Origin of the sequence: Gulosibacter massiliensis, assembly GCF_900626105.1 — a bacterium.
Lineage (GTDB): Bacteria > Actinomycetota > Actinomycetes > Actinomycetales > Microbacteriaceae > Gulosibacter > Gulosibacter sediminis.
Genome location: NZ_UYZX01000001.1, coordinates 1719713 through 1745141 on the forward strand (window position 1 = coordinate 1719713; position 25429 = coordinate 1745141).

Below are 25429 nucleotides of genomic sequence, written 5' to 3' on the forward strand. Positions count from 1 at the left end.
CCGCTAGTTCTTCACGAGCCCGCCGTCGACGACGAGGTTCTGGCCGGTCACGGCGCGCGCCCACGGCGACGCGAAGAACAGGGCGGCGTCGGCGAACTGCTCGGGCGTCGTGACCGAGCGCAGTGGGGTGCCTTGCGCGATGGCGTCGAACACCGCATCCGGCGTCGCGGCGCTCGCGTCGGTGGTGCGCAGCAGGCCGCCGCTGATCATGTTCACGGTGATGCCGCGAGGCCCGAGGTCGTCGGCGAAGGTGCGCGTGAGCGAGAGCAGTGCGGCCTTCGCGGCGGTGTAGTCGTGGTACGGCACGACGGGGTACTGAAACAGGTTCGTGCCGATGTTGATCACCCGGCCCGAACCCGCGCGGGCGAAGTGCGGGGCGGCCGTCTGAATCACGTTGAGCGCGCCGCGGATTGTGCCGGAGAACTGGGTGTCGAATTCGGCGTAGTCGATCTCATCGGCCTTCGCGCGCGCGTCGCCGTTGAACGAGAAGTCGATGAGCGCGTTGTTGACGACGGTGGTCACGGGCGCACCGAATGCGGCGTCGGCGGCGGCGAAGAGCTGCTCGACCTCGGCGGGGTCGCGCACGTCGGCGCGAGAGGCGACCACGCGGCCGGGATTCGTTGCCTCGAGTTGCTCGGCCGCGTCGCGGCTGGAGCGGTAGTTGACAACGACGCGGGCGCCTTCGCGCACGAACGCCTGGGTGAGGGCGCGGCCGAGTCCGCGCGCGCCGCCCGTGACGAGCACGAGCTGCTCGGCCAGGGGGAGCGCGGTGGTGGGGTCGATGGTGGTGGTCATGCGTGGGCCTTTCGGGTGGAAGCGGATGCGGTGTGCCAGGCCGCGGCGAGGCCGCGGGCGGTGAGTGTGGGGTCGGGTGCGGCGCAGATCGCCGAGACGAGGGCGATGGCCGCCGCGCCGGCGTCGCGGAGCGGGGCGACGTCGTCGGGACGGATGCCGCCGATCGCGACCGCTGGCAGTGGGGTGCTCGCGGCGAGGGCGGCGAAGCCCGCGACGCCGAGGGCGGGCGGATGGTCGGGCTTCGTCGAGGTCGGGCGGATCACGCCGATGCCGAGGTAGTCGACCGTGCCGACCGGCAGCGCGGCAACGGCCGCGAGGTGGGCGGACGTGTTCGCGGTGAGGCCGACGATCGCGTCCGGGCCGAGCGCGTCACGGGCCTCGCGCACCGCGGCGTCGCCCTGGCCGAGGTGCACGCCGTCGAGGCGAATGCCGAGTTTGCGCGCCGCGATCGCCACGTCGAGGCGATCGTTGATGAGCAGCGTCGCGCGGCCGTCGATCACCTCGGCGAGCCGTTCGATGTCGCGCAGTTGGTCCTCAGCGCCGCGGCGCTTTTCGCGGTACTGCACCGTCGTGACGCCGCCCAACACGGCCGCGTCGACGGTCGGGAGCAGGCCGCGCTCGCCCGTGAGGTGGCGGTCGGTGACGAGGTAGATGCCGGTGACGGGTGCGGGTGGTTGCCCGGTTGTGCAGCCGGTCGGCGTTGTGCCGTGGGCTGGCTGCGCGCTCTCGGCGGTCATGCCGCGTCGCCCGTCGTGGCCCGGACCGGCTCGAGGTCGCCGGCCGGTTCGAACCGGAGGCGCGTGCCTGCGGCCACCTCGACCGGCATGATGTGGGCGAGCGCGTCGAGCAGTTCGACGGCGAACGAGCCCGGCCCGGCCGCCCGGGCGGCCGCCCGCTCGGCCGCGACGCCGTAGCTTACGTGCGCCGCGACCAGCGCATCCAGCACCGACAACTCGACTCGCACCGCGAGGAACGCCGCGACGATTGCGCCGAGCGCGCAGCCGCCGCCGGTCACCTTCGTGAGCAGCGCATCCCCGCCCGAAACCCACACGACCGAGCTCCCGTCGGTGACGAGATCCTCCTCGCCCGACACCGCGACGACGGTGCCGTAGCGGCGCGCGAGGGCGACTGCCGCATCCCGCGCGCTCGCGGCTGAGTCGGCCGACTCGACGCCGCGGCCGCCCGAGCCGGCGCCGGCGAGCGCGAGCACCTCGGAGGGGTTGCCGCGTACCGCGGTGGGGCGCTGCGCGACGAGCTCGGCGGCGAGCTGCGTGCGGATGGGGAGCGCGCCGATCGCGACCGGGTCGAGTCCCCATGGCGTGCCGGCCTCTCGCGCCCCCGCGACCGCCTCGGCGATTGCGCCACGCTGCTCGGGCGTCGGCGTGCCGAGGTTCACGAGCAGGCCGCCCGCGGCGCGAGCGAACAAGCCCGCCTCGCCGACGATGTCGACCATGGCGGGCGCCGCGCCGAGCGCGAGCAGGGCGTTCGCGGTGAAGCCCGTAACGACAGTGTTCGTGATGTTGTGCACGAGCGGGGCGGATGCGCGCACCCGGCGGAGCAGTTCGGCGACGGTGTCGGGTGTGGGCGCGTCGGTGATCGACGCGGTGAGAGGTGGCATTGCGACATTCCCTTCATCGGCGAAGGGGCGCGGCGACGCTACCCGGCCGCGCGCGGCGAGGCCGACGGCGGAACAGCAGCGAATTGGACGATCCCTTCGCCAGTACTAACTGGATCAGGTTCGACGGGTGTGATCTCAGCCGATCGCTCGGCACCCCGTGTCACTGCCGCCACCCTAACGCACGGCCGAGCCCGCGCATCCGGCCCATGACTTTCTGCGACGCACGCAGCATCGAGCCTCGCGCATCCGATTAGACTGGCGAGGTCGCAACTGGCGTCGGATGGGTCACCATCGGGGAGCGGCATCCGGAGCACGAGCCGCACGCCTGGGCTCGCCGACACGAACGACCGATTCGATTCCGCGAATCAGCGAAGGAGTCCCAGTGTCCGAATACCAGAACCTGCCACTTTCCGAAGTCGACCCCGAGATCGAGCAGGTGCTCAAGAACGAGCTCGATCGCCAGCGCAACACGCTCGAGATGATCGCGAGCGAGAACTTTGTGCCCCGCTCGGTGCTCGAGGCCGTGGGCAGTGTGCTCACGAACAAGTACGCCGAGGGCTACCCCGGCCGCCGCTATTACGGCGGCTGCGAGGCCGTCGACGTCGCCGAAGACCTCGCGCGCGACCGCGCGAAGGAACTCTTCGGCGCCGCCTACGCGAACGTGCAGCCCCACTCGGGTGCGAGCGCGAACGCCGCGGTGCTGCACGCGCTCGCGAAGCCGGGCGACACCATCCTCGGCCTCTCGCTCGACCACGGCGGCCACCTCACGCACGGCATGAAGATCAACTTCTCGGGCCGACTCTACGACGTCGTGGCCTATGGCGTCGACTTCTCGACCGGCCGCATCAACATGGACCAGGTGCGCGAGCTCGCCCTCGAGCACAAGCCGAAGGTGATCATCGCCGGCTGGTCGGCCTACCCGCGCCAGCTCGACTTCGAGCAGTTCCGCGCGATCGCCGACGAGGTCGGCGCGTACCTGTGGGTCGACATGGCGCACTTCGCGGGCCTCGTGGCCGCGGGCCTGCACCCGAACCCGGTGCCGCACGCCCACGTCGTCTCGTCGACCGTGCACAAGACCATCGGCGGCCCCCGCTCGGGCTTCATTCTCACGAACGACGCCGACCTCTCGAAGAGGATCAACTCGGCCGTGTTCCCGGGCCAGCAGGGCGGCCCGCTCATGCACGTGGTTGCCGGTAAGGCCGTCGCGTTCAAGCTCGCGCAGACCGAGGAGTTCAAGGACCGTCAGGCCCGCACCCTCCGCGGCGCCGAGATTCTCGCCGAGCGCCTGCTGCAGGACGACGTGAAGGAGGCCGGCGTCGCGCTGACCACCGGCGGCACCGAGGTGCACCTCGTGCTCGTCGACCTGCGCGATGCGCCGATCGACGGCCAGCAGGCCGAAGACCTCTTGCACGAGGTCGGCATCACCGTGAACCGCAACTCGGTGCCCGACGACCCGCGCCCGCCGATGGTGACGTCGGGCCTGCGCATCGGCACGCCGGCGCTCGCGACCCGTGGCTTCGGCGACGAGGAGTTCCGCGAGGTGGCCGACGTCATCGCTGAGGCGCTCAAGCCCGAGCCGAACATCGAGTCGCTGCGCGCGCGCACGAAGGCGCTCGCCGACAAGTTCCCGCTCTACCCTGGCCTGGTGTACGCATGACGGCACTTCGCCTCGACGGCAAGGCCGCGGCGGCAGCGATCAAGACCGAGCTCGCGCAGCGCGTGAGCGCGCTGCGCGAGCGCGGCGTCGTGCCGGGGCTCGGCACGGTGCTCGTGGGTGAAGACCCGGGGTCGAAGCTTTACGTCGCGGGAAAGCACCGCGACTGCGCCGAGGTCGGCATCGAGTCGATTCAGGTCGTGCTGCCCGAGACGGCGACGCAGGAGGAGGTGGCGGCCGCCCTCGACGAGCTCAACGCGAACCCGGCGTGCACCGGCTACATCCTGCAGCTGCCGCTGCCGAAGCATCTCGACCAGGAATCGCTGATTGAGCGCATCGACCCGGCGAAGGATGCGGATGGGCTGCACCCGACGAACCTCGGCCGGCTTGTGCTCAATGTGCGTGATGAAATCACGACGCCGCTGCCGTGCACGCCGCGCGGCTGCGTCGAGCTGCTGCAGCGCAACGGCTACTCGCTCGACGGCAAGCATGTCGTCGTCGTGGGCCGTGGCGTGACCGTCGGCCGGCCGATTGGCGCGCTGCTGACGCGGCGCGACCTCAACGCGACCGTGACACTGACGCACACGGGCACGCAGAACATCGCCGAGATCGCTCGCACCGCGGACGTGATCGTTGCCGCGACCGGTGCCGCGCACCTGGTGAAGCCCGAGTGGGTCAAGCCGGGCGCCGCGGTGCTCGACGTGGGCGTCTCGCGCGTCACCGACCCCGAGACGGGTAAGTCGAAGGTGTACGGCGACGTCGACCCGGCGGTCGCCGAGGTCGCGGGCTACCTCTCGCCGAACCCCGGCGGCGTCGGCCCGATGACGCGGGCCCTCCTGCTCGCCAACGTGGTGGAAACCGCCGAACGCGCCGCCTAAACCGCAGCAGTTGAGTGGTCGGTTTTTGTAGTTTTGGCGTTGCCAAAACTACAAAAACCGACCACTCAACTGCTCTGACGGCGCAGCGGCGTTGGCGGAGTTCGGGTGTGCCGCGAGGAAGGCGGCCGCGGTTAGAGGTCGCGGCGGGGGCCGTCGGCCGAGGAAGTTGTGACGACCTCGAGGCCGGTCCAGCCGAACTCGGCGTAGGCCTCGTCGAGGTTGTTGCGGAACTCGTCGACGCGGTCGAGTGGGATCAGCACGAACACCGTGCCACCGAAGCCCGAGCCGGTCATCCGCGCGCCGAGCGCGCCGTTCGCGAGCGCGAGCTCGGTGATGAGGTCGATGCGCTGCGTCGACGCCTCGAAGTCTTCTCGCAGCGACTGCTGCGAGGCGTTGAGGATCGGCCCGGTGTGGGCGACGCCGTCGGTGCGCAGCACCCGCGTGATGTCGAGGACGCGCTGGATCTCGGTGAGCACGTACGCTGCGCGCTTACGGTCGACGGGGTCGAGGTTCGTCGCGGCCTCAAAGTCCTCGAACCTCACCTCGCGCAGAAACTGGCAGCCGAGCGCCCGCGCGACCCGATCGCAGGCATCGTGGCGGTCGGCGACGATGCCCTCCCAGTTGAGGTGGTTCTCGCCCGAGTGCACGAGCAGTTGCGCGAGGCCGAGCTCGGCGAGTGGCGGGGCATCGAGCAGCGTCACATCGTTGCCGCGCGCGTCGAAGAAGACGTCCTTGTTCGCCTCGGCGCTCAGGCAGACGACGTGGTCGGCGGGGCCGGCTGAGGCGCCGACATAGTTGTTCTCGACGCGGTAGCCGAGCCGCGCGAGCCTCTGCATGTCGAGCTCAAACCCCCACAGTGCGTTGATCGCGAGTGAGATCGCGCCGCAGATCGACGCGCTCGAGGCGAGGCCGCCGCCGATCGGCAGGTCGGTCGTAATAAAGAGGTCGAGTCCAGTCGGCTCGAGCGCCGCATCCTCGTCGCCGTCGATGAGCTCGGAGTTGAACATCTGAATGTGCTCGAGCCCCGCCCAGATCGTACCGAGCGGATAGTCGAACCAGTTGTGTTCGGCCGGCGGCACCAGCTGCTCGAGCGTCGTCTCGATCACGTCGCCGGCGAGGTCGGTGCGCACCCGCACGACCGTGTCGTCGCGCCGCGACATCGCGACCGCCGAGCGCCGCTCGGTCGCGTGCGCGAGGGTGAGCCCGTCCTCGATGTCGGTGTGGTCGCCCATGATGCTCACGCGCCCAGGAGCCGACCAGACGCCCTCGGGCGGTGCCCCGTACGCGGCGGCAAATTGTTCGGCGACGAGTCGGCTCGTGTCTCGAATCATCAATCTTCCCGGGGTACGCGGTCAGGGCATGCGCGAGCAAAGCTTCGGCCCCTCAACTCTACGACGATTTGCTGAACCCAATCGCAGATCCAAAGGTGCCGGCGCCGATCGTGCGCGCCCCGAGCGCCTCGGCTCGGGCCCGCAGCTCGCGGTCGCTCGTCACCACGAGCGTCGTCACACCCGGCTTAATTGCGGCCACGACCTCGTCATCGCCCGAGCCGGCGGCGGCGCGGATGCGCACCCCGGGTTCGGATGCGCAGGCCTCGGCCAAGGGTCGGGCCGCGCCCTCGACAACGAACGTGACGCGCGGCCAGGCGGTCGCAACGTCGAGCCCGAACAGCGACGCAGGGCAGCCGTCGGCGGCAATGGGGGAGATCTCCGCAACGACGCGCCGGGCCCCACCGGCGCGATCCTTCCACCAGCCGTCGGGCCGCGAGCCCATGACGTTCGCGACGTCGACGATGATCTCGACCCGGGCATCCAGCAGCGGCCGCAGCGTCGGCCAGGCGCGGGCAAAGCCGGGATGCAGGCGGAGCCGCTCGAGCTCATTGACGGCCACCCAGGCGAGCTGGTGCGACTCGTTGTCGTTCATGTGCGCCTCGAACGGCGTCGTCACCCGCGCGATGACGGTCGTGTACTGCCAGAAGCCGAGGTCGCGCACGTAGGTGAAGCGCGGGCGCACCGCGTCCGACGGCACGGCCGCCTCCTCGAACGATTCGCGCAGCGCCGCCTGCACTGGCGTCTCGTCGCCGTTGCGTGCGCCGCCGGGGATGCCCCAGGTGTCGCCGTAGTGACTCCACGGCGCGCGATGCTGCAGCAGGATGCCCCGGTCGGGGTCGTGCGCGACGAGTCCGGCCGCGCCAAACAGCCCCCACATTCGGGTGCCGTCGGGGCCCTCCGCCCATCCGTCGCCGGGACTACTCACCCGGGCAGTCTACGAGGATGCGCTGGGCCGGGCGCCGCGGGCGACTCGCGGGGTCATCCGGGCCTACTCACTTAACCCTCAGGAAAGTCAATTGACTTAACCGAGTGGAATGTGTTTCTTTTAACCGCATGGAAAGCAATATGGCCCCGCGTAACGAAGAGAATTTTTCGGCCGCCGATGCCCTGCAGTAGATCGACACCGATCGTGCTTCCTTCAGCGAGCGCATGGAGACGCCGCGATGGTATTACCCCGTGCTCTCGATTGCGGCCGCCCTCGTCGTGGCCGCGCCCGCACTGATTCACGCGGGCGGCTGGAACCTTGTCGTGCTCGCCGTGAGCCTCGTGATCAGCGTCTCGCTCATCTTCATCTATCGAAAGCGCACTGGTGTGTCCAGCACGAAGCCGTCCGGCCCCCGTGGTTGGACGGTGCTGATCGTCATGATGGCGCTGCTGATCATGTGCAGGGTGGTGGCGGGAGCGCTCGGGGGCGAGGGACTCAGCCTCTGGGTCTTCGCCCCGATGCTCGCCGCCATCGTCGTGTTCTGCGTCGGCGGACCGATCTACGACCGCGTGTCGATTGCGGAGTACAACAGTGTCCGTTAGTCCCGCGTTCCACGAGGAAATCCACGCGCCGAACCGGCTGCGCATCCTGAGCCTGCTGCGGCCGCTCGAGGGCGCGGAGTTCACGGCGGTGCGGGAAGCGCTCGATCTCTCCGATGCCAACCTCTCGAAGACGATCAAGACGCTCGTCGAGCTGCAGTACGTCACGACGAGCAAGCTCGCGACGAGCGAGCGCGACCGCCGCCGTCGCACCTCGGTGCGCATCACGCAGCTCGGCGCGAAGACCTTCGACGAGCACGTCGCTGCGCTGCGTGAGCTGGTCGCCGGCGCCGAGCTGCCGAGCTAGCAGCGCGCGGCGAGCCCAGAGCTGGGCCCCGTCGATCCCCCGATCCCACGCGGCTGCCGCGCCCTGATCTGGGTGGCGCTTGCTACGCACGTCGGTGTCGCCGGAGCGCGACGAGCTCAGCGCCGGGTGAGGATCCCTGCCGCGGTTTTCTCACTTCTCTGCGCTTTTCCAACAGCGATGCGGTTTCCTAGCGAAGCCACAGATCTCGACCACTGACGTGGTCTTGTGGCGGAGCCGCGGTTTTCTACCAGCGATGCGACTCTCTATCGAAGGAGCAAAAATGCGAGCAGTGATGATGTACGCGCCCGGCGACGTTCGGGTTGATGAAGTCGCCAAGCCGACGATCGAGGCGCCGACCGACGCCGTCATTCGCGTGACCGCCACCTGTGTGTGTGGCTCTGACCTTTGGCCGTACCGCGGCGCGCAGCCGGTGAATGGGCCGTCGCCGATGGGCCACGAGTACATCGGCGTGGTCGAGCAGGTCGGTGATGAGGTGCGGGAGGTCGCGGTCGGTGACTTCGTGGTCGGCTCGTTTGTCGCATCCGACAACACCTGCGAGATCTGCGAGGCGGGGTTCCAGTCGCGCTGTATCCACCAGGTGATGATGGGCGGCATCGGCACCCAGGCCGAGTTCGCGCGCATCCCGCTCGCCGACGGCACGCTCGTGAAGGTGCCCGGCGAGCCGACCGAGGCCCAGCTGCGCAGCCTGCTCGCGGCGTCGGATGTGCTTGGGACAGGTTGGTACGCGGCCGTCGCGGCCGAGGCGGGTCCGGGCAAGACCGTCGCGGTCGTCGGCGATGGCGCGGTCGGCCTGCTCGGCGTGCTCGCGGCGAAGCAGCTGGGCGCCGAGCGCATCATCGCGATGTCGCGCCACGCCGACCGGCAGGCGCTCGCGCGTCGGTTCGGCGCGACCGACATCGTCGAGGAGCGCGGCGAGGCCGGCGTCGCGAAGGTGAAGGAGCTCACCGGCGGCTACGGCGCGCACGCGACGATCGAAGCCGTGGGCACGCAAGAGTCGATGCAGCAGGCGATTCACGCGACGCGCGCCGGTGGCCGCGTCGGATTCGTCGGGGTGTCGCACGATGTGCAGCTTGAGGGCCAGGAGCTCTTCTTCGCATCGGTCGGGCTGCTTGGCGGCCCCGCGCCGGTGCGCCGATTCCTGCCCGACCTCATCGACCGCATCATGCGCGATGAGATCGACCCCGGTGTGGTGTTCGACCTCACGCTGCCGCTCGAGGAGGCGGCCGAGGCCTACCGTGCCATGGACGAGCGCCGCGCGACCAAAGTCATGCTGACGTTGTAGGTCATCTCGGGAACTTTCCTGCACTGACGTTCCTCTAACCCTCAGCAGTGCGTGACCTGCCGCCTCGTTTGTCGTGGCGGCAGGTCGCGTTTCGAGGTGATGGAGGCAGAAAATTGGATATCGCGGAGCTGCACGAATGGCTCGGGATCAGCTTGCCGGTGTCGTCGCGCACCGACGAATCGCACCGGTATCAGGACACGCTCGCCGGCGTCCTGCTGGCGATCGGTTCGCGGAGCTTTCGCGCGACCGCGACGCTGACGGAGCCGGGCACCAAGCGGTTCGACTCGGTCGTGTTCTCGGCGACCTTCGCGACGAACGACTTTCTCGTCTTTGCCGACCGCGACCTCACCATCGACGCGCCATCGCCCATTGAGATCGTGCGTTGGGGTGCGGTCGAATCGATCGGACTGAACAGCCACGTCGGCGCCCGCGGCGGCGTCGCCAGTTCGGTGACGCTGCACTTCTCGGGCAACCGCTCGTCCCGCCACATTGAGCGCTCGACGATTCGCTCGGGTGAGGGGTTCAACGAGCTCGTTGGGTTCATGCTCGACCGGTTGCGGTAGCTCGACCGGCCAAACGGATGCGGATCAGCGGCTCGTCGCCTGGCCTCCAGCGTCGCTGCTGACGCCCGAGGGGCGCTTCGGCGAGTTCTACGCCGTCGACGCGGGCGCGGAGCTCTCCGGATCCCGGCCAGACGTACGTCCACTTTTCTGAATGTGGGGAGCTGGGAGATCCGGTGGGCACGAATCGCCGCCCATGAAACGACGAGGTCGTGACTGTGGGCTGGCGAGCTCGCGCGTCCAGGGACCGTTCACGGAGAGCGGGAATGCCCAACACCGACTGATGTTGGGCATTCCCGTGAAGCGATGGCGGTGGGCCCAGCGGGGCTCGAACCCGCGACCCATGGATTAAAAGTCCACTGCTCTGCCAACTGAGCTATAGGCCCGCCCGCAAGTCTAGCGGCTACGCGCGCGTCGAACCGCCATCGGTGAGGTCGTTGTTCGCCGCCGCGTCCGACGCATCCGCGGCTTCGGCTGGGCTGGCTTCGCCGGGCGCTGCCGCGCGACCCTGCTCGGCCCGCACATCCGTCAGTTCGGACGCCTCCGACGCGACCCGCGCATCCGGCTCGTCGCTGAGGTCGAGCAGCTCGTCCATGCCGTCGTCGGCCTCGAGCGGTGGGCCGAGGCGACGCTTGCGCGACGGCCACAGGCCTCGCTCGCCGCGGCGCCACCAGTTGTAGAGGGTGACGGCGGTGAAGACGGCGGCCATGGTCGCCGGGAGCATGCCCCACAGGGTCGGGAACTCGCCGAAGGTCGTCTCGAGGCGCACCCAGCCGAGCACGACGAGCCAGAGCTGGCACAGCAGCGAGAAGATCGCCCAGAGCGCGATGTTCGTGGCGGGCAGGGCGCGGGGACGCGTCGCGCGCACGACCAGCAGCAGCGCGAGAATCAGGCTGGATGCGGTCGGCACGACGCCCCAGAGCACGTTGCCGAAGGCGGAGAGTCCGGTCTGGCTCGCCCAGTCACCGAAGCCAAGGCCTAAGCCGAGTAGCTGCCAGCCGTTGAGGGTGTCGGCGTCGTTGCGGATCGGGTAGGTGGTGAGCCACCACGGCAGGAACATCGAGATCACGATGAGTGCGGCGCAAATCCACGCCGACCAGCGCTTCTCCGGGGTTCCCGGCTGCACGCGCTGACTCGTCGAGTCGTTCAACGTTGCCTTGTCGCCGGTCGACGCGGCGGGTTCCGTCGAGGCGGATGCGGGGGGGGAAGGACGAAGTGCCATGACCACAAGAATACGTGCGGGGCGCCTGCGCCGGGCCGAACGTGGTTCGCCGAGCGCGCATCCCCTCGCATCCCGCCGCGGAACGCGAGAGAATTGGGGGCGTTGCCCGGCGATCGTCGGGCCGGAGGGAGATGCTGTGGAACGCTTTCATCGACCGGTGCGGATGCCCATCGAGGCGTTTGACGTGTTCGAGGGAGCTCCCGATCCCGCGGCCGTAAACCGTGTAGCGCACGACACGGCGCACGCGCTGCTCAACCGCGTGCACGAGAGCGAAGACCCGGATGTGGTCGAACGCACCGTGCGCTACGCGAACCACAACGGCCTCGACGACCTCGTGCAGCTGTGGGCGCCGGCCGCCGCGCAGAGCCTGCCCGGATCGCTCTGGCGGCTCTACCTCGTGCACGCCGCCGTGACGCAGGATGCGGCGAACGCGAGCTATCTCTATCGCCGCGGCGCCGAGATCGACGTGTCGATCAACCACGTCGTTGCGGGCGCCGTCGAGCCGACCGGCCCCGCTGAACTGCAGTCGCTCATCGAGACGATTCTGCGCGGCGCATTCACGGGCGACTTCGCGGATGCGCTCGACCGCGCCGCCGCCTTCTGCGCCGTCATGTCGCAGGGCGCCGCCGCCGTCGCCGAGTCGGACGAGCACGCGAACCCGCCCCGCGCATCCGCCGCGCTGCGCCGGGGCGCGCGCTACCTCGATTTCGCGCGCGACCTCGCGTCGAGCGCGAAACTCTGGCGCGTCGGCGCCCTCGACTAGCGGGGCGGGCGCGGCTACGCGTCGTTGGACGCGTGGTTGCGGCAACTCGCGGGTCTGGTCAATGCGGTGGGCATTGGCAGGCGACGGATGCGCGGGGCAGGGCCGCGCGCAGGCGCGCTGAGGGCGGTCGGTCGCCTGGGCCATGCTGCTCGTTCGGCATCGTGCCGGCGCAAGCGCAACGCGACGCGCCCGCATGCTCGCGAGGGGCGAACACGCCTTGCGTGCTCTGTCTCGGGTCGTAGAATTGACGACGCCGGGCCGCAGTAACCCCGGGCTCCAATTTCTGCCGCTTCGAGCGGCCTTCCGCCGAGAGGCGTTCTGCGGTCCGGCACTTTTCGTCTCTGGGGCGTTCCGCCCCGCCACAAAGTGTCCCCGGAATCCCACTTTTCGGCGCAGAAGTGGGATCTCGGGGACACTATGTTGCGGCGCCAAAGTGAGGTGCGCCCCACTCCTCGGTGCGTCGCCACAAAGTGTCCCTAATGTCCCACTCTTGCGCGCAGAAGTGGGATCTCGGCGACACCAAGGTGGGCCGTCACAGGCACCTGTGGACAGGCACACCATGAGACGGGTCGCGCGGGGTAGCTTGCCCGCGTGACCTCCCCAGACATTCCGCACGAGCTTTTGCACGCCCCGTTTACTGTCGCCGCCGGAAAGGCCGCGGGCATGACGCGGGCGCAGCTTCGCCGGCGCGGTCTCGCGGCACCCCGCCGTGGCGTCCGCGTTGCCAAGGCGACCACGAACCACCCGCTCGCAGACCTACGCGCCTACGCCGCGCGCATCCCCGCGGGTGCTGCATTCTGCGGCGAGAGCGCCGCGCGAATCTACGGACTGCCGCATCCCGACAGCCCGAAACCACCGCCACCGACCGAGGCTGCCTCGGCGTCGACACAACCCGTGCCGGCGCCAGCGCCAACGACATCACCGCAGCCAATTTATGTTGCCGCGGCGCGCGGCCGGTCCAAGCCGCGGGGCGCAGGAATCGTCGGCCGCAGGCTCAGCAAGCCGATGTTTCAGTGTGGCTTCGTTCGCTTGGTGGCGGGGTTTTTGCAGCGCTCCGTGGCGGTCTTGTTGCCGCGATCACGCCGGACTGGCTGCAGGTAGGTGTCGCGGTCTGAACCGAGAGGGGTGCGCCCGGTCGGGGCCGTTTGGATCGCTGCCGCTACGTCAGAGTCCGAAGGCTCCGCCGCTGACGAGGATCACGATGCCGAGGCCGATGAGAACGATGGGGAAGAGGATGTGCTCCCAGCGTTCGAGCACTTCGGCGATCGGGGGGCGGGTGGCGACGAACTTTGCCAGGGCCACCAGGACCGCGACGAGCGCGAGGAAGACGATGCAGTAGGCGACTACTGCGAGAGGTTCCACGCTGAGGAAGACAGGGGTGTAGACGCCGATGTTGTCGCCGCCGTTGGCAAGGGTGACGCCTGCGACTGTCCACACGCCGACCTTCTTGCCGGCAACCTTGGCCTCGTCGTCATCGTCGTCATCGTCTCCGCGCCAGGCCTGCCATGCGGCCCAGAGGCCGAGGCCCAGAGGGATGAGACCGAAGTACGGGATGGCTGCCGAGGGCAGGAATGCTCCGGCACCGATAGTCACCAGGACCGCGGCACCGAGGATGCCGGCGAATCCGAGGTACTGGCCGGCCAGAATGCGGGCGGTAGTGCCGCGCTGGCCTGCCCCTCGCGCGAAGAAGAGGGAGAGCACGATGATGTCGTCGATGTTGGTCGCTGCGAACAGGCCCATCGCCTGCAAGACCGAGGTGAGGATCATGCGCCCTCCCCAGCTGCGTCGCATCCGGGAAGCGAGCAGGCGGGATCGATGCACGGGGCGTCTTCGTCCACTGCCAGGGTGGCATCGACCAGTGCCGTCAGCGCCTGCGCCAGGTGCGAATCGGCGATCTCATATCGTGTCCGACGACCCTCGGGCTCGGAGACGACGATCCCGCAATCGCGCAGGCATGCCAGGTGGTTGGACACGTTCGGGCGTGTCAGGTCCAGATCTCGGGCCAGTTCCGCCGGGTGAGCGGGATGGTCGAGCAGGGTCAAGATGATCCGGGATCGAGTGGGGTCGGCCAGTGCACGACCCAGGCGGTTCATCACGTCGAGACGCGAAGCAATAGTCAGCATGGACTGAACTATACAGCGCGCACTGAACGCTCGGTCACAGGCGTCAGCCCAGATCGCATGCCCGTAAGGGGAACCCTCACCGGACACCACCGCTACTTATCGAGAGGAACGACGGCACGCCTGGCGGGCTGTCCCGTGTGAACAGCTTCGCTCTGTGTCGTCCTTCTGGCTTCGCTTCGTGTCGGGTAGCCCGGTCGCTACGGCTGCAGGAGCTCTCGTTCGATGCGTTCTGCGATGGCGTCCCGCATTGGTCGCACGTCTTCCGGTGACCAGGAGTTGGGGTCGGGGAACGACCACTCCAGGACCGTGCCGCCAGGTTCTGCGGGGAGTTCGAGTCCGGGCTTCATGAGGACGACGATGTCCGCGTGTTCGAGCAGGTCGGGCGTCACGCGCCGCGGCATGCGTGCGGTGATGTCGAGGCCGAGTTCGCCTACGGTCGCGGCGATCGAGGGGTTCACCTCGTCGGCCGGGGTGATGCCGGCGGAGGTGGCCGTGTATCGGTCGGGTGCGGCGAGTTCGAGGAGTGCTGCGCCGAGTTGTGAGCGGCCGGCGTTGTGCTTGCAGATGAACAGGACAGTGGGCTTCGTGGTCATGGATGCAAGTCCGGTCAGTTGGTGCAGCACGAGGTGTTGCCGGTAGCCGAATCAAGCGGAGTGCAGCAGGCAGCGTCCTCAGCGGCAGGAGTGGCGGTGGCGGGCGGGGTGGTGCAGCAGGAGCTGCCGCCGATGTCGGTGGAGCAGACACCCGTTTCGGGGAGGACGAGTTCGAGTTGTCGGGCTGCGGTGTGGTCGCCGGCGAGTTCGGCGGCGATGGAGCGGACCTGCTCGTAGCCGGTGAGGAGCAGGAACGTGGGCGCGCGGCCGTAGGACTTCATGCCGGCGATGAAGAAGTTCGGCTCCGGGTGCGCCAACTCGGCGACACCGTGCGGGGGAACGGAGCCGCAGGAGTGCAGGTTCGGGTCGATCAGTGGTGCGAGGGCTCGGGGTGCTTCGACGATGTCGTCGAGGCCGAGGCGGATCTCGCGGAGCATGTCGAGGTCGGGCCGGAATCCGGTGGCGTTCACGATGACGTCGACAGTGACCGCGAACGGCTCTCCCGCGCGCCGGCCGGTGACGGTGACCTGGTCGCCGTCGGCGCGGACGTCGTCGATCTCGTACGAGGCGATCTGCTGCAGCTGACCGGACTCGACGAGGCCGTGGACGGTGGACCCGAGCTGACCCCTGGCCGCGAGGCCGTCGGCTGCGTCGGCGCCGAGCCGGGCGGTGCCGGCGTTTCGGACAGCCCACAGCACTTCGGTACCCGGCGCGGTCTTGGCGAGGCTGGCGAGCTTGATGAGCGTGTTCGCCGCGGAGTGGCCGGCACCAACGACGAGGACCCGCTTCCCCGAGAACCGGGCCCGGTCGGCGCCGAGGACGTCAGGCAGTGCGTGGACGACGCGGTCGCCGAGGTCCGCGGCGGGTGCGAGCCCAGCGGCAGTGAGGGGGTTCGGTGATGTGTAGGTGCCGGAGGTGTCGACGACCGCACGCGCGGTGATGTCCGTGACGCCGTCGGCGGTGTGGAGGCGGAGCAGGAAGGGGGTGTCGGCGCGGCCGGTGGAGCGGGTGCGGTCCATGCCCTGCCGTGACACCGCCTCCACCCGGGTGCCGTAGCGGATCACCGGTGCGAGCTGCGGGGTCGCAGCCAGGGGCGCCAGGTACGTGTCGACGAGGTCCTGGCCAGTGGGCAACGACGCCGCTCGAGGCGCTTCCCAGCCGGTGGCTTCCAGGAGACGCTGCGCGGCAGGGTCGATGACGTACTGCCACGGGGAGAACAGGCGCGTGTGTCCCCACGCGCGGACGCTCGTCCCAACCGTCGGGCCAGCTTCGTAGACGACGACGTCGAGGCCGCGCTCGAGGAGGTGCGCGGCGGCAGCGAGCCCGACGGGGCCGGCACCGATGACCGCGACGGGCAGCCCGGTGAGGCGGTCCGCGTCGGTCCGGGGTGGGACGGTGAGGGTAAGCGTCATGGTCTGCGGCTTCCTGGTCGTTACGCGGTTGCTTCGGTGGGCAGCAGCTCGGCGAGGAGCGTCTGGACGCGGTGCTTGACGTCGTCGCGGATGGGGCGGACGTCCTCGATGCCGCGGCCGGCGGGATCGGTGAGTTCCCAGTCCTCGTACCGCTTGCCCGGGAAGATCGGGCACGCGTCGCCGCACCCCATGGTGATGACGGCGTCGGAGTCGCGGACGGCGTCGGTGGTGAGGATCTTCGGCTGGTTGCCGGCGATGTCGATGCCGTCTTCGGCCATCGCCTGGATCGCGATCGGGTTGATCTGGTCCTTCGGCGCACTGCCGGCGGAGAGGACCTCGACGCGGTCGCCGCCGAGTGCCTGCGCGTAGCCGGCGGCCATCTGGGAGCGTCCCGCGTTGTGGACGCAGACGAACAGGATCGTGGGCTTGTCACTCATGGGTGTGTGTCTTTCCGGGTTCAGCGGATGAGGGTGAGCCAACCGGCGAGGGCGGCGAGGGTGACGGCGAGGACGGGGACGGTGAGGACGATGCCGGTGCGGAAGTACTGCCCCCACCCGATGTGGATGCCCTTCTTCTCCAGCACGTGCAACCACAGCAGGGTCGCGAGGGAGCCGATGGGGGTGATCTTCGGGCCGAGGTCGGAGCCGATGACGTTGGCGTAGACCATCACCTCGTGGGTGGGCCCGGTCGCTCCGGCTCCGCCGATGGCGAGGGCGGCGATGAGGACGGTGGGCATGTTGTTCATCAGGGACGCGAGGATCGCGATGGTGAACCCGACGCCGAGCGCCGTGACGAGCACCCCGTGGTCGCCGAACACGTCGAACAGCTTCGCGAGGCGGTCAGTGAGGCCCTGGTTCTGCAGGCCGTAGACGACGAGGTACATGCCGATGGAGAACAGCACGATCTGCCACGGCGCCTCCCGGATCGTCTTCCACACCGGAATCACCCGCCCCGACGGCGCACCCGCCCCGACGGCGCACCCGCACCGCCACCGGCGGCACCGACGGTGGCGGTGCCGCCGGTGGTGACCAGGACCGGTGCGGCCTGGGCGCGGGCGAAGAGGAACGCGGGCTGCCGGGCGGCAACGAGCACGATCACGACCGCCCCGACACCAGCGACGGCCGCGAGCGGCACACCGAGTGGGTCGGCGGCGAAGTAGCCGACGAGCAGCAGGGCGAGGACGACCCAACCGGCGCGGAACGTCGCCCGGTCCGTGATCGCGGCGGTGGGGCTGGTGAGGGCGAGGACGTCGTACCGCTTCGGGATGCTCTTGCCGAAGTAGAGCAGCAGCATGCCGAGGGAGGCGAGGACGGAGACGATGCCGACGGGGATCATGACGGCGGCGTACTCGGCGAAGCCGAGGTGGAAGTAGTCGGCGGAGACGATGTTGACCAGGTTCGACACCACCAGCGGCAGGCTGCCGGTGTCGGCGATGAACCCGGTGGCGAGGATGAACCCGAGCGCTGCCTTCTGCGGCATGTTCAGGGCCCGGAGCATCCCGACGACGATCGGGGTGAGGATCAGTGCGGCCCCGTCGTTGGCGAACACGGCCGCGATGACGGCACCGAGGCCGACGATGAGGACGAACAGCAGCCGTCCGTTGCCGCGGCCCCAGCGGGCAACGTGGAGGGCTGCCCACTCGAAGAACCCGGCCTCGTCGAGGATCAACGAGATCAGCACCACCGCGACGAACGTCAGTGTCGCGTTCCACACGATCCCGACCACTGTCGGGATGTCGGAGAGGCCGACGACGGTGGTGGCGAGGGCGATGACGGCGCCGATGAGCGCGGTGTAGCCGATCGGGAACCCCTTGGGCTGCCAGATCACCACCACGAGCGTCGCGACGAAGATCGCCGCAGCCACCACAGCCATCACCATCAGCCGATCACCGCAGCCTGATTCACTGCAGCCTGGTTCGCTGCGGCGGCGGCGCGTTCCCAGCCCTGCGCGGCGACCTGCACGGCGTCCCACGGGGACCCGAGCGGCGGCGTGTAGGAGAGGTCGAGGTCGATGACGTCGTCCACGGTGAGCTCCGCGTGGAGGGCAGTGGCGAACGTGTCGATGCGCTTGCTGATCTCTGCCGAGCGCTGCCCGACGATCTGCGCACCGAGGAGCCGACCGGTGCTCTGGTCGCCGGTGACGCTGATCGTCAGCGGGACCGCGCCCGGGTAGTACCGCTTGTGGTCATCCGCCACCGTCACCCGCGTCAACGGAGACACCTCCAGAGGGCCGGTCTCGTGCTGGCGGAGGCCGGTGCGGGCGGCGACGAGATCGAACACCTTCACCACCTGCGTCCCCACCGAGCCTGCGAAAACCTTGCTGCCGCCGAGCATGTTTTCCGCGGCGACGCGGCCCTGCTTGTGCGCTGTCGTCCCGAGCGGCAACCACGTGGTGCCGAGGAGCCGGTGGTGCGTCACGACGCAGTCACCGGCAGCCCACACATGCGGCACCCCGGTCCGCATCGATTCGTCGACGACGATCGCGCCGGCCTGACCGAGCCGTGCCCCAGCGGCGACCGCGAGGTCCGTGACGGGATGGACGCCGACGCAGACCACGACGAGGGCGAACGTGCCCTCCGCGTCACCGGACGTCGACCTGGTGGCGACGCGCCACTGCCCACCGCCTGTCGGGGCGATCCCGGTGACGGTCGACCCGGTCAGGACGGCGGCGCCATGGCGGCGGACCTCGGCGGTGACGAGGGACCCGAGCTCCGGGTCGAGGGTGGAGAGCACTTCCGGGCCACGCTGAATCAGCGTCGTCTCGAACCCGCGCGCGACGAGCCCTTCGGTCATCTCCAGGCCGATGTAGCCAGCACCGACGACCGCCACCCGGCTCCCCGCCGGCAGCAGCTCGAGGGCAGCGACCACCTGCTCCGCATCAGTCATGGAGTGCAGCAGGTGGATGCCAGATTCCCCGAACGGGACCCCGGCCGGGCGCACGGGCTCGGCGCCGGTGCCGATCAGCAGCTCGTCGTAGGAGATCTGCTCTTCCCCGGCAGCGCCGGTGACGGTGAGGCGGCGGCGGTCGACGTCGACGGCGGAGGCCCAGGTGGAGGAGCGGACGGTCATGCCGGCGGCTTCGAGGTCCGCGCGGGTGCGGTGCGCGAGGGACGCTTCCGTCGCGACGTCGCCGGAGACCCAGTACGGGATGCCGCAGATGGAGAAGTTCGGGAACTCGTCCGCGAGTACCACCGTCACATCGGTGGTCGGGTCAAGTTCGCGGGCGCGGAGCGCTGCGGCGATGCCGGCGTCACTGCCGCCGACGGCGAGGAGGTGAGTCATCAGGCTGGTCCTTCACGGATCGAGCGGGAGCCGAAAGCCGGCCCGTACATTGAAGCACGTCGATATCGATGAACGCAAATATAGACGCCCGTCGAAGTCGGTGGGAGGATGAGCCCATGACGATCGAGCTGCTTCCCATCCAGGACGTCACCGCGTGCTGCTCGCCCGTCACCACCGAGGCGATGGACCAGGCGTCCGCCGAGGTCCTCGCGAAGTCGCTCAAGGCGATCGCGGACCCGGCCCGGCTCCGGCTGATCTCGATAGTCGCCGCGCACGACGGTGCCGAGGCCTGCGTCTGCGACCTGCAGGAACCGCTCGGCCTGTCCCAGCCGACCGTGTCGCACCACCTCAAGGTCCTCGTCGACGCCGGGATCCTCCACCGCGAAAAGCGCGGCACCTGGGCCTACTTCTCCCTCATCCCCGGCGCCCTCGACACCCTCGCCGGCCTCATCACCGCGCCGGCGAAGTAGTCCACCGCGACATGGTGGCGCGAAGTGCTTGCCGAATGTCCGCCGGCCGTGTCAGAATCGTCCTGCGTTCATAGTGCGCGCCTACAGCCGGTCCTCTGGATCGGCTTTTTTCATGCCCGCCTGCTCCGCTACCCTGAGGCTGCTCGGCACGCGTCTGCCCGGGAATCTCGCGGGTGTCGCATAGGCGCTGTACGCTGACACTCAAGGCAGCACGACGCTGTCTCCGGCCGGCCCTCTCAGGACCGGCCTTTTTTATGCCCTGATCTGACTCGGGCATTCGCAGGGAGCTCTCGACGCTCCTGCCATCCGCTGCCACGCCTCGTTGCGCGCCGGCGGTCCTCATGCCCCCACCCGAGGACGGGTGGGTTCTGGCCGCAACTGGCCAACCCCGAAGGAGGCATCATGCCCATCACCGACACGGTGGACATGCTGACGGCCTCCGGTGGTACTGCTGCCCTGACTGGCGTCATCGCCGTCGCCGGCGGCGTGCTCAGCGCGTTCCTGTCCAAGCAGGTCGTCGCGCTGATCCAGCACGTCATCGACGTCATCGACGACCGCACGCTGGCCAAGGATCCCGAGCGAGCTCGCATCGTCGCAGAACTGCGTCGAGCCCGCCGCGGGCAGCAGTAACCACCGGTTCAAAAAGCCGCCCCTCATTCGGCCAGGAGAGCTCTGTCTCCATGTTGTAGCGAAAACGAACGATTCCGCTACAACTATCCGTACCGACGCCCCGTGTGAATGTCCGAAGTCGTCTGCACAAGTGACCTGCACGTTCGAGGCAGTGTGCACAGGAGTTTGATCGCCCGGCGTGTCCGTACCCGTGTGCACGATCGGCTTGTTGTTCCATAGTCCTGTGCACGATGAAGCAGTCGATGGGGGCCGGGTTCCTGAGCGTGGTCTGCTGACCGTCCCCGAAGAGGTGTGGGCGGTTGCGGTGCGCCGGGCGGAGGTGATCGGCCCGCTGGCCGAGGCCGGGACAGCCGGTGAGAAGGCGGTGGAGGTGGCCGCCGAGCAACTGGGCATCTCGCGCCGACAGGTCTATGTCTTGCTGCGTCGGTGGCGCGAGGGACAAGGCGTGGTCTCCGATCTGATCCCGGGCCGCTCCAGCGGTGGCCGCGGTGGTCAGCGGTTGTCGGCCGAGGTCGAGGCAGTCGTTCGGGAGGTCCTGGGCAAGCACTACCTGACCCGGCAGCGGAAGACGACCGCCGCGGTCCACCGCGAGATCACGCGGGCGTGCCGCACCCGCGGGCTCCCGGTACCTTCACGTGGCGCGATCACGCGCCGCATCGCCGGCCTTGACCCACACGCCGAGACAACAGCCCGTCAGGGAGCAGACGCGGCGCGGGCGCTGGAGTCAGCCGGCGGACGGGTGCCGCCGGTGACCGGGGTGTTGGAGCAGGTGCAGATCGACCACACCGTGGTGGACCTGATCGTGGTCGATGAGCACCACCGTCTGCCGATCGGGCGGCCGTACGTGACGGTCGCGATCGACGTCTTCTCCCGGTGCATCGTGGGCCTGGTGATCACCCTGGAGGCACCCTCGGCACTATCGGTCGGGCTGTGCCTGGCGCACATGGTCACCGACAAGCGGGCCTGGCTGGAGCGCCTGGGCATCGAGGCGGGCTGGCCGATGGCCGGCAAGCCCGGGGAGCTGTATCTGGACAACGCTGCGGAGTTCAAGAGCGAGGCCCTGCGGCGGGGCTGTGAGGAGCACGGGATCACGCTGCGCCACCGGCCCCCGGGGCGCCCTCACTACGGCGGGATCGTCGAGCGGGTCATCGGCACGCTGATGGAGATGGTCCACGAGCTGCCCGGCACGACGTTCTCCAACCCAGCCCAGCGCGGCAGCTACGACTCCGAGGCCAAGGCCATCCTGACGGTCGCGGAGCTGGAGAAGTGGCTGGCCCTGGCGGTGGCGAGCTACCACGGGAAGGTGCACGGCACGACGGGGCAGACGCCACAGGCGGTCTGGGTCGCTGGCACGGCCCAGAGGCCTGCGGTGACGGTGGCCAACGAGACCGCGTTCTTGGTGGACTTCCTGCCGGTGATTCGCAGGACGCTGACCCGCACCGGCTTCGTCATCGACCACGTGCGCTACTTCAGCGACGCGCTCAAGCCGTGGATCGCCCGCCGCGGGCAGCTGGAGCGGTTCGTGATCCGTCGCGACCCGCGCGACATCAGCCGCATCTGGGTGCTCGACCCCGAGGGCGGGTCCTACCTGATGGTGCCCTACCGCACGCAGTCCCATCCGGCGGTGAGCGTGTGGGAGCACCGCGCCGCGGTGGAAAGGCTCCGGGCGGAGGGTCGGGCGCAGGTCGATGAGGAGGCGCTGTTCCGGATGGTCGAGCAGATGCGCACCATCGCCGACACCGCCAGGTCCACCACGCGCAAGGCCCGCCGGAACGCCCAACGTCGCAGCAAAGCGGGTGCCGCAAGCTCACGGGACCAGCCCGCCCTGGCGGTGCCGCCCGAGGACATCCCCGCTGGTGACGCTGGCAGGGCCAGTGCCACTGATGCGGGGTCCGTGGTGCCGTTCGAGGTGATCGAGCAGTGGTGAGCCAGGGCCAGGGCCGGACAGTCGAGGACGTCGCGGGTGACGGCCTTGGTCATCTGCACGCCAGTGCCCGGGCCGTGGCTCAGCTGCCGGCAAAGGAACGGGTGCGGCACGTGCGGGCCGACCGGTGGATCGGCTACTCCCGTGCCACTGCGGCGCTGGAGCGACTGGAGACGCTGTACGTGTGGCCGGGCAAGCAGCGCATGCCCAACCTGTTGCTGATCGGCCCGACGAACAACGGCAAGTCGATGATCATCGAGAAGTTCCGCCGCCTCCACCCGACCACGTCCCACTCCGATCGCGAACAGATGCCGGTGCTGGCGGTGCAGATGCCCTCGGAGCCCTCGGTGATCCGCTTCTACGTCGCGCTGCTGGCAGCGATGGGAGCACCCCTACGCCCGCGCCAGCGTCTGGCCGACCTGGAGCAGACCGCCTTGACTCTGCTGCGCGCGGTCGGGGTACGAGTCCTGGTCATCGACGAACTGCACAACCTCCTGGCTGGACGTGGCGAGACCCGGCGCGAGTTCCTCAACCTGATCCGGTTCCTGGGCAACGAGCTGCGCATCCCGCTCGTCGGGGTCGGCACCCGCGAGGCCTATCTGGCGATCCGCTCCGATGACCAGCTGGAGAACCGCTTCGAGCCATTCACCCTGCCCCGCTGGGAATCGAACGAGGAGACCCGCACACTGTTGGCCAGCTTCGCCGCCGCCTTCCCATTACGCCGACCCTCGACGATCGCCACCGAGGACATGGCCCGCTACCTGCTCTCCCGCAGCGAGGGGACCATCGGAGAACTCACCCACCTCCTCACCGACGCCGCAGTGGCGGCAATCGAGTCCGGCGAGGAGGCGATCAACCAACGAACCTTGCTCATGGCGCCCTACGCCGGCCCCACCGAACGACGCCGAATGTTCGAACGCGAGCTGGCATGACCGCTCGCTGGCCCCTGCACCCACCACCAAGTGAGGGCGAGGCGCTGACGTCCTGGCTCAGCCGACTGGCCGAGGGCTACGGCTTGAGCGTCGAGGAACTCATCCGGCACAACCTTGCCCCTCCGGGCCTCGATCTTCTCGACCCCCACACCAGCGTCCTGGACCTGGACCCACCCTCAGGGGTGCTTCCCGCGCTGGCCGCCCGGACCGGCGTACCGGTGGAGCGGCTGCGCCACCTGACGGTCGCCGGCCAGGCGCCCTGGCTCCTGGACACACTCGACCGCGAGCCGGTGCGCGGGGCGGCGTTCGATACCTACGTCCACCAGGACTCGGTGCTCCTGACCGCCAAGGAACGGCCCCGGCGGCAGGTGCCCGGCTGGCGTGCCTGGTTACCGACCGACCCCAAGCGCGGGCCGCTGCGCCGGGCCTGCCCGACCTGCCAGGGCACCTCCGCGTCCGGCACCTTCGGGTTCACACTGATCTCCCAGCTCCCGCTCACGCTCAGCTGCCCGCAACACGGCTGCCATCTCGAACCCGCCTTCGGCGGCCTTGGCGCCTTTGTCGCCTGGGAGAAGAAGGGCACCCGCGCCCGCGCTGCACCGGCCGCGGTCGTCGTCATGGACGCACGCACCCACCAGGCCCTGCGCACCGGCACGGTGGCCCTGCCGCGCCGGTCCGTGCACGTGGGAGTGTGGTTCCGGCTGCTACGCACCCTCATCGACGAGCTCTGCGCCCCCGTCTCAGCGCTGCGCACCCGCTCCGACCGAAGCGTCCGACGCATCTGGCACACGGCCGGTCACCCCGTCCGCGCCGGCATGGTCGCTCCCTGGCGCCCCTACGAAGCGCTGCCCTGGCCCCGGCAGCAGATGCTCCTCCAAGCCGCCGCCACCACCCTTGACCTCATCGAGACCGGCGAGATAACCGCCCACGGCACCCTCGCGTCTCTCCTGACTCCAGAGCCGCACCGGCCCGTCCCCGACGGCACCCACCAGATCGTCACTACTGGCAGGAAGCCGAGGACGCACTCAACACGGCAGTGACGCTCGCCCAGCATGACCCCGCCACCGCCCGGCAACTGCTGGCCACCCTCACCGCCCTGACTCGCAGCGAGGCGACCTTCCAACGCATTCGCGATGACCTGATCGTCCTCGGCGTCCCGGACGACCACCTCCCACGGACGCTGGCAGAACAGCGTGCACGCCAGACGCCGGCCGGGTCGACAACGACTGTCACATCTTGAGAGATGGAACCCTTCGCAGGACATAGACTAGGTGACGGGTTAAGTGACAGAGACGCCGTGGGCAGCCGTTCCGCTGCGAACTGTCACGCAATCGGTCGTATAAGTGATAGATGGGAGGCACCTCGTGCTGGTCGGCTACATGCGCGTCTCGAAGGCCGACGGATCGCAGACCACGAACCTGCAGCGGGATGCGCTCCTAGCTGAGGGCGTCGACCCGGAGGCTCTGTACGAGGACAGGGCCTCGGGCAAGAAGGAGGACCGTCCCGAGCTTGCGGCGTGCCTGAAGTCCCTACGTCACGGGGACACCCTGGTGGTGTGGAAGTTGGACCGGCTCGGCCGCGACCTGCGTCACCTGGTCAACATCGTCCACGACCTCACCCAACGCGGCATCGGCCTGAAGGTCCTCACCGGGCAAGGCGCGGCCCTCGACACCACCACCGCATCCGGCAAGCTCGTCTTCGGCATCTTCGCCGCCCTGGCCGAGTTTGAACGCGAACTCATCTCCGAACGCACGATCGCCGGCCTAGCCGCCGCCCGGGCCCGCGGCCGCAAAGGCGGACGCCCCTACAAGATGACCCCCGCCAAGCTCCGCCTCGCCATGGCCTCCATGGGAAAGCCCGGTACCAACGTCGGTGACCTCTGCAAGGAACTCGGCATCACCCGCCAGACCCTCTACCGCCACGTCTCACCCACCGGCGAACTCCGCGAGGACGGACGCAAGCTCCTGGCCAAGGACCGCAGCAAGGTAGCCAGGTAACCTCTGTTGTCCGGAACCTACGAACGTCAATGAGCGGGGTACGTTCCCGCGACTCTCGCACGCCCGCGGGGGGACTTCCACCGCTCAGCTACTTCGTGTCGGGTCGGTTAGG

27 protein-coding genes, 1 tRNA gene and 2 riboswitches are annotated in these 25429 nt (G+C 69.2%); of the genes, 13 read left to right on the forward strand and 15 right to left on the reverse strand.

Annotation, left to right across the window (positions count from 1 at the left end):
• Positions 1-3: 3 nt before the first annotated feature.
• Genes EJL01_RS08200 through thiM form a run of 3 tightly spaced genes read right to left on the reverse strand, consistent with a single transcriptional unit; the run spans position 4 to position 2413 of the window.
• Complete coding sequence (locus EJL01_RS08200) at positions 4-795, reverse strand: 3-oxoacyl-ACP reductase (RefSeq protein ID WP_125107072.1); 792 nt, start codon at positions 793-795, stop codon at positions 4-6.
• The gene (gene thiE, locus EJL01_RS08205; RefSeq protein WP_125107073.1) at positions 792-1532 is read right to left on the reverse strand and encodes a thiamine phosphate synthase; all 741 of its coding nucleotides are present in this window, start codon (positions 1530-1532) and stop codon (positions 792-794) included. The genes EJL01_RS08200 and thiE overlap by 4 nt, the downstream gene beginning before the upstream one ends.
• The gene (gene thiM, locus EJL01_RS08210; protein ID WP_125107074.1) at positions 1529-2413 is read right to left on the reverse strand and encodes a hydroxyethylthiazole kinase; all 885 of its coding nucleotides are present in this window, start codon (positions 2411-2413) and stop codon (positions 1529-1531) included. Before thiM ends, thiE begins: the two co-directional genes overlap by 4 nt.
• Positions 2414-2486: 73 nt before the next feature.
• A riboswitch (TPP riboswitch) is annotated at positions 2487-2581 on the reverse strand.
• A gap of 88 nt (positions 2582-2669) precedes the next feature.
• Positions 2670-2751, forward strand: a riboswitch (ZMP/ZTP riboswitch).
• 44 nt (positions 2752-2795) lie between these two features.
• Between thiM and glyA the strand changes: the two genes are divergently transcribed.
• Both glyA and EJL01_RS08220 read left to right on the forward strand, forming a co-directional pair.
• Positions 2796-4070 (forward strand): serine hydroxymethyltransferase, encoded by a 1275-nt coding sequence (gene glyA, locus EJL01_RS08215; protein WP_125107075.1) that lies wholly within the window; start codon positions 2796-2798, stop codon positions 4068-4070.
• Positions 4067-4945, forward strand: coding sequence for a bifunctional methylenetetrahydrofolate dehydrogenase/methenyltetrahydrofolate cyclohydrolase (locus tag EJL01_RS08220; RefSeq protein WP_125107076.1), 879 nt, complete (start codon positions 4067-4069; stop codon positions 4943-4945). Before glyA ends, EJL01_RS08220 begins: the two co-directional genes overlap by 4 nt.
• Positions 4946-5076: 131 nt before the next feature.
• On the opposite strand, the gene EJL01_RS08225 is transcribed toward EJL01_RS08220, so the two are convergent.
• Entirely contained in the window at positions 5077-6276 is a 1200-nt protein-coding gene (locus EJL01_RS08225; protein ID WP_125107077.1) for a galactokinase, read from the reverse strand.
• 58 nt (positions 6277-6334) lie between these two features.
• Positions 6335-7201 (reverse strand): NUDIX hydrolase, encoded by an 867-nt coding sequence (locus tag EJL01_RS08230; protein WP_125107078.1) that lies wholly within the window; start codon positions 7199-7201, stop codon positions 6335-6337.
• A gap of 224 nt (positions 7202-7425) precedes the next feature.
• On the opposite strand from EJL01_RS08230, the gene EJL01_RS08235 reads away from it, so the two are divergent.
• The 4 genes from EJL01_RS08235 to EJL01_RS08250 all read left to right on the forward strand — a co-directional run bounded on the left by EJL01_RS08235 (position 7426) and on the right by EJL01_RS08250 (position 9973).
• Positions 7426-7803 (forward strand): hypothetical protein, encoded by a 378-nt coding sequence (locus EJL01_RS08235; RefSeq protein ID WP_125107079.1) that lies wholly within the window; start codon positions 7426-7428, stop codon positions 7801-7803.
• Positions 7793-8107, forward strand: coding sequence for a transcriptional regulator (locus tag EJL01_RS08240; RefSeq protein WP_125107080.1), 315 nt, complete (start codon positions 7793-7795; stop codon positions 8105-8107). The genes EJL01_RS08235 and EJL01_RS08240 overlap by 11 nt, the downstream gene beginning before the upstream one ends.
• A gap of 280 nt (positions 8108-8387) precedes the next feature.
• Positions 8388-9410, forward strand: coding sequence for a zinc-dependent alcohol dehydrogenase family protein (locus EJL01_RS08245; RefSeq protein WP_125107081.1), 1023 nt, complete (start codon positions 8388-8390; stop codon positions 9408-9410).
• Positions 9411-9523: 113 nt separating this feature from the next.
• Positions 9524-9973 carry a hypothetical protein gene (locus tag EJL01_RS08250; protein WP_125107082.1) on the forward strand — a complete coding sequence of 150 codons (450 nt, stop codon included), beginning with the start codon at positions 9524-9526 and terminating at the stop codon, positions 9971-9973.
• 310 nt (positions 9974-10283) lie between these two features.
• Here the strand turns inward: EJL01_RS08250 and EJL01_RS08255 are convergent.
• Positions 10284-10356: transfer RNA gene (locus EJL01_RS08255), tRNA-Lys, on the reverse strand.
• A gap of 17 nt (positions 10357-10373) precedes the next feature.
• Entirely contained in the window at positions 10374-11192 is an 819-nt protein-coding gene (locus tag EJL01_RS08260; protein ID WP_125107083.1) for a hypothetical protein, read from the reverse strand.
• Positions 11193-11328: 136 nt separating this feature from the next.
• Between EJL01_RS08260 and EJL01_RS08265 the strand changes: the two genes are divergently transcribed.
• Positions 11329-11955: a DNA-directed RNA polymerase subunit beta gene (locus EJL01_RS08265; protein WP_193128151.1), complete on the forward strand. Its 627-nt coding sequence runs from the start codon at positions 11329-11331 to the stop codon at positions 11953-11955.
• A 1164-nt stretch (positions 11956-13119) separates the two neighbouring features.
• Here the strand turns inward: EJL01_RS08265 and EJL01_RS08270 are convergent.
• The 8 genes from EJL01_RS08270 to EJL01_RS08305 all read right to left on the reverse strand — a co-directional run bounded on the left by EJL01_RS08270 (position 13120) and on the right by EJL01_RS08305 (position 19364).
• Positions 13120-13722, reverse strand: a complete 603-nt coding sequence (locus EJL01_RS08270; protein WP_016997609.1) for a cadmium resistance transporter — start codon at positions 13720-13722, stop codon at positions 13120-13122.
• Complete coding sequence (cmtR, locus tag EJL01_RS08275) at positions 13719-14078, reverse strand: Cd(II)/Pb(II)-sensing metalloregulatory transcriptional regulator CmtR (protein WP_125107084.1); 360 nt, start codon at positions 14076-14078, stop codon at positions 13719-13721. The genes EJL01_RS08270 and cmtR overlap by 4 nt, the downstream gene beginning before the upstream one ends.
• Before the next feature lie 197 nt (positions 14079-14275).
• A complete protein-coding gene (locus tag EJL01_RS08280; protein WP_125107085.1) occupies positions 14276-14671 on the reverse strand; it encodes an arsenate-mycothiol transferase ArsC in 396 nt (131 codons plus the stop codon).
• Between the two features lie 14 nt (positions 14672-14685).
• On the reverse strand, positions 14686-16083 hold the full coding sequence (locus tag EJL01_RS08285) for an FAD-dependent oxidoreductase (RefSeq protein ID WP_038566163.1): 1398 nt from the start codon (positions 16081-16083) through the stop codon (positions 14686-14688).
• Between the two features lie 20 nt (positions 16084-16103).
• A complete protein-coding gene (locus tag EJL01_RS08290; RefSeq protein WP_038566165.1) occupies positions 16104-16520 on the reverse strand; it encodes an arsenate reductase ArsC in 417 nt (138 codons plus the stop codon).
• Positions 16521-16540: 20 nt separating this feature from the next.
• Complete coding sequence (locus EJL01_RS13325; protein ID WP_284690523.1) at positions 16541-17020, reverse strand: ArsB/NhaD family transporter; 480 nt, start codon at positions 17018-17020, stop codon at positions 16541-16543.
• A 5-nt stretch (positions 17021-17025) separates the two neighbouring features.
• Positions 17026-17955 (reverse strand): ArsB/NhaD family transporter, encoded by a 930-nt coding sequence (locus tag EJL01_RS13330; protein ID WP_125107087.1) that lies wholly within the window; start codon positions 17953-17955, stop codon positions 17026-17028.
• A gap of 5 nt (positions 17956-17960) precedes the next feature.
• The gene (locus EJL01_RS08305) at positions 17961-19364 is read right to left on the reverse strand and encodes an FAD-dependent oxidoreductase (RefSeq protein WP_038566168.1); all 1404 of its coding nucleotides are present in this window, start codon (positions 19362-19364) and stop codon (positions 17961-17963) included.
• 116 nt (positions 19365-19480) lie between these two features.
• Here EJL01_RS08305 and EJL01_RS08310 point away from each other — a divergent pair, with 116 nt between their 5' ends.
• From EJL01_RS08310 to EJL01_RS08335, 6 genes are all read left to right on the forward strand, one after another.
• Positions 19481-19834 carry an ArsR/SmtB family transcription factor gene (locus EJL01_RS08310; protein WP_125107088.1) on the forward strand — a complete coding sequence of 118 codons (354 nt, stop codon included), beginning with the start codon at positions 19481-19483 and terminating at the stop codon, positions 19832-19834.
• 402 nt (positions 19835-20236) lie between these two features.
• Complete coding sequence (locus tag EJL01_RS08315; RefSeq protein WP_051805400.1) at positions 20237-20464, forward strand: hypothetical protein; 228 nt, start codon at positions 20237-20239, stop codon at positions 20462-20464.
• Between the two features lie 223 nt (positions 20465-20687).
• Positions 20688-22391, forward strand: a complete 1704-nt coding sequence (locus tag EJL01_RS08320; protein ID WP_125107089.1) for a Mu transposase C-terminal domain-containing protein — start codon at positions 20688-20690, stop codon at positions 22389-22391.
• Positions 22388-23320, forward strand: coding sequence for a TniB family NTP-binding protein (locus EJL01_RS08325; protein WP_431834725.1), 933 nt, complete (start codon positions 22388-22390; stop codon positions 23318-23320). The genes EJL01_RS08320 and EJL01_RS08325 overlap by 4 nt, the downstream gene beginning before the upstream one ends.
• Positions 23317-24360: a TniQ family protein gene (locus tag EJL01_RS08330; RefSeq protein ID WP_241209145.1), complete on the forward strand. Its 1044-nt coding sequence runs from the start codon at positions 23317-23319 to the stop codon at positions 24358-24360. Before EJL01_RS08325 ends, EJL01_RS08330 begins: the two co-directional genes overlap by 4 nt.
• A 324-nt stretch (positions 24361-24684) precedes the next feature.
• Complete coding sequence (locus EJL01_RS08335) at positions 24685-25317, forward strand: recombinase family protein (protein ID WP_017824194.1); 633 nt, start codon at positions 24685-24687, stop codon at positions 25315-25317.
• The last annotated feature ends 112 nt before the right edge of the window (positions 25318-25429 follow it).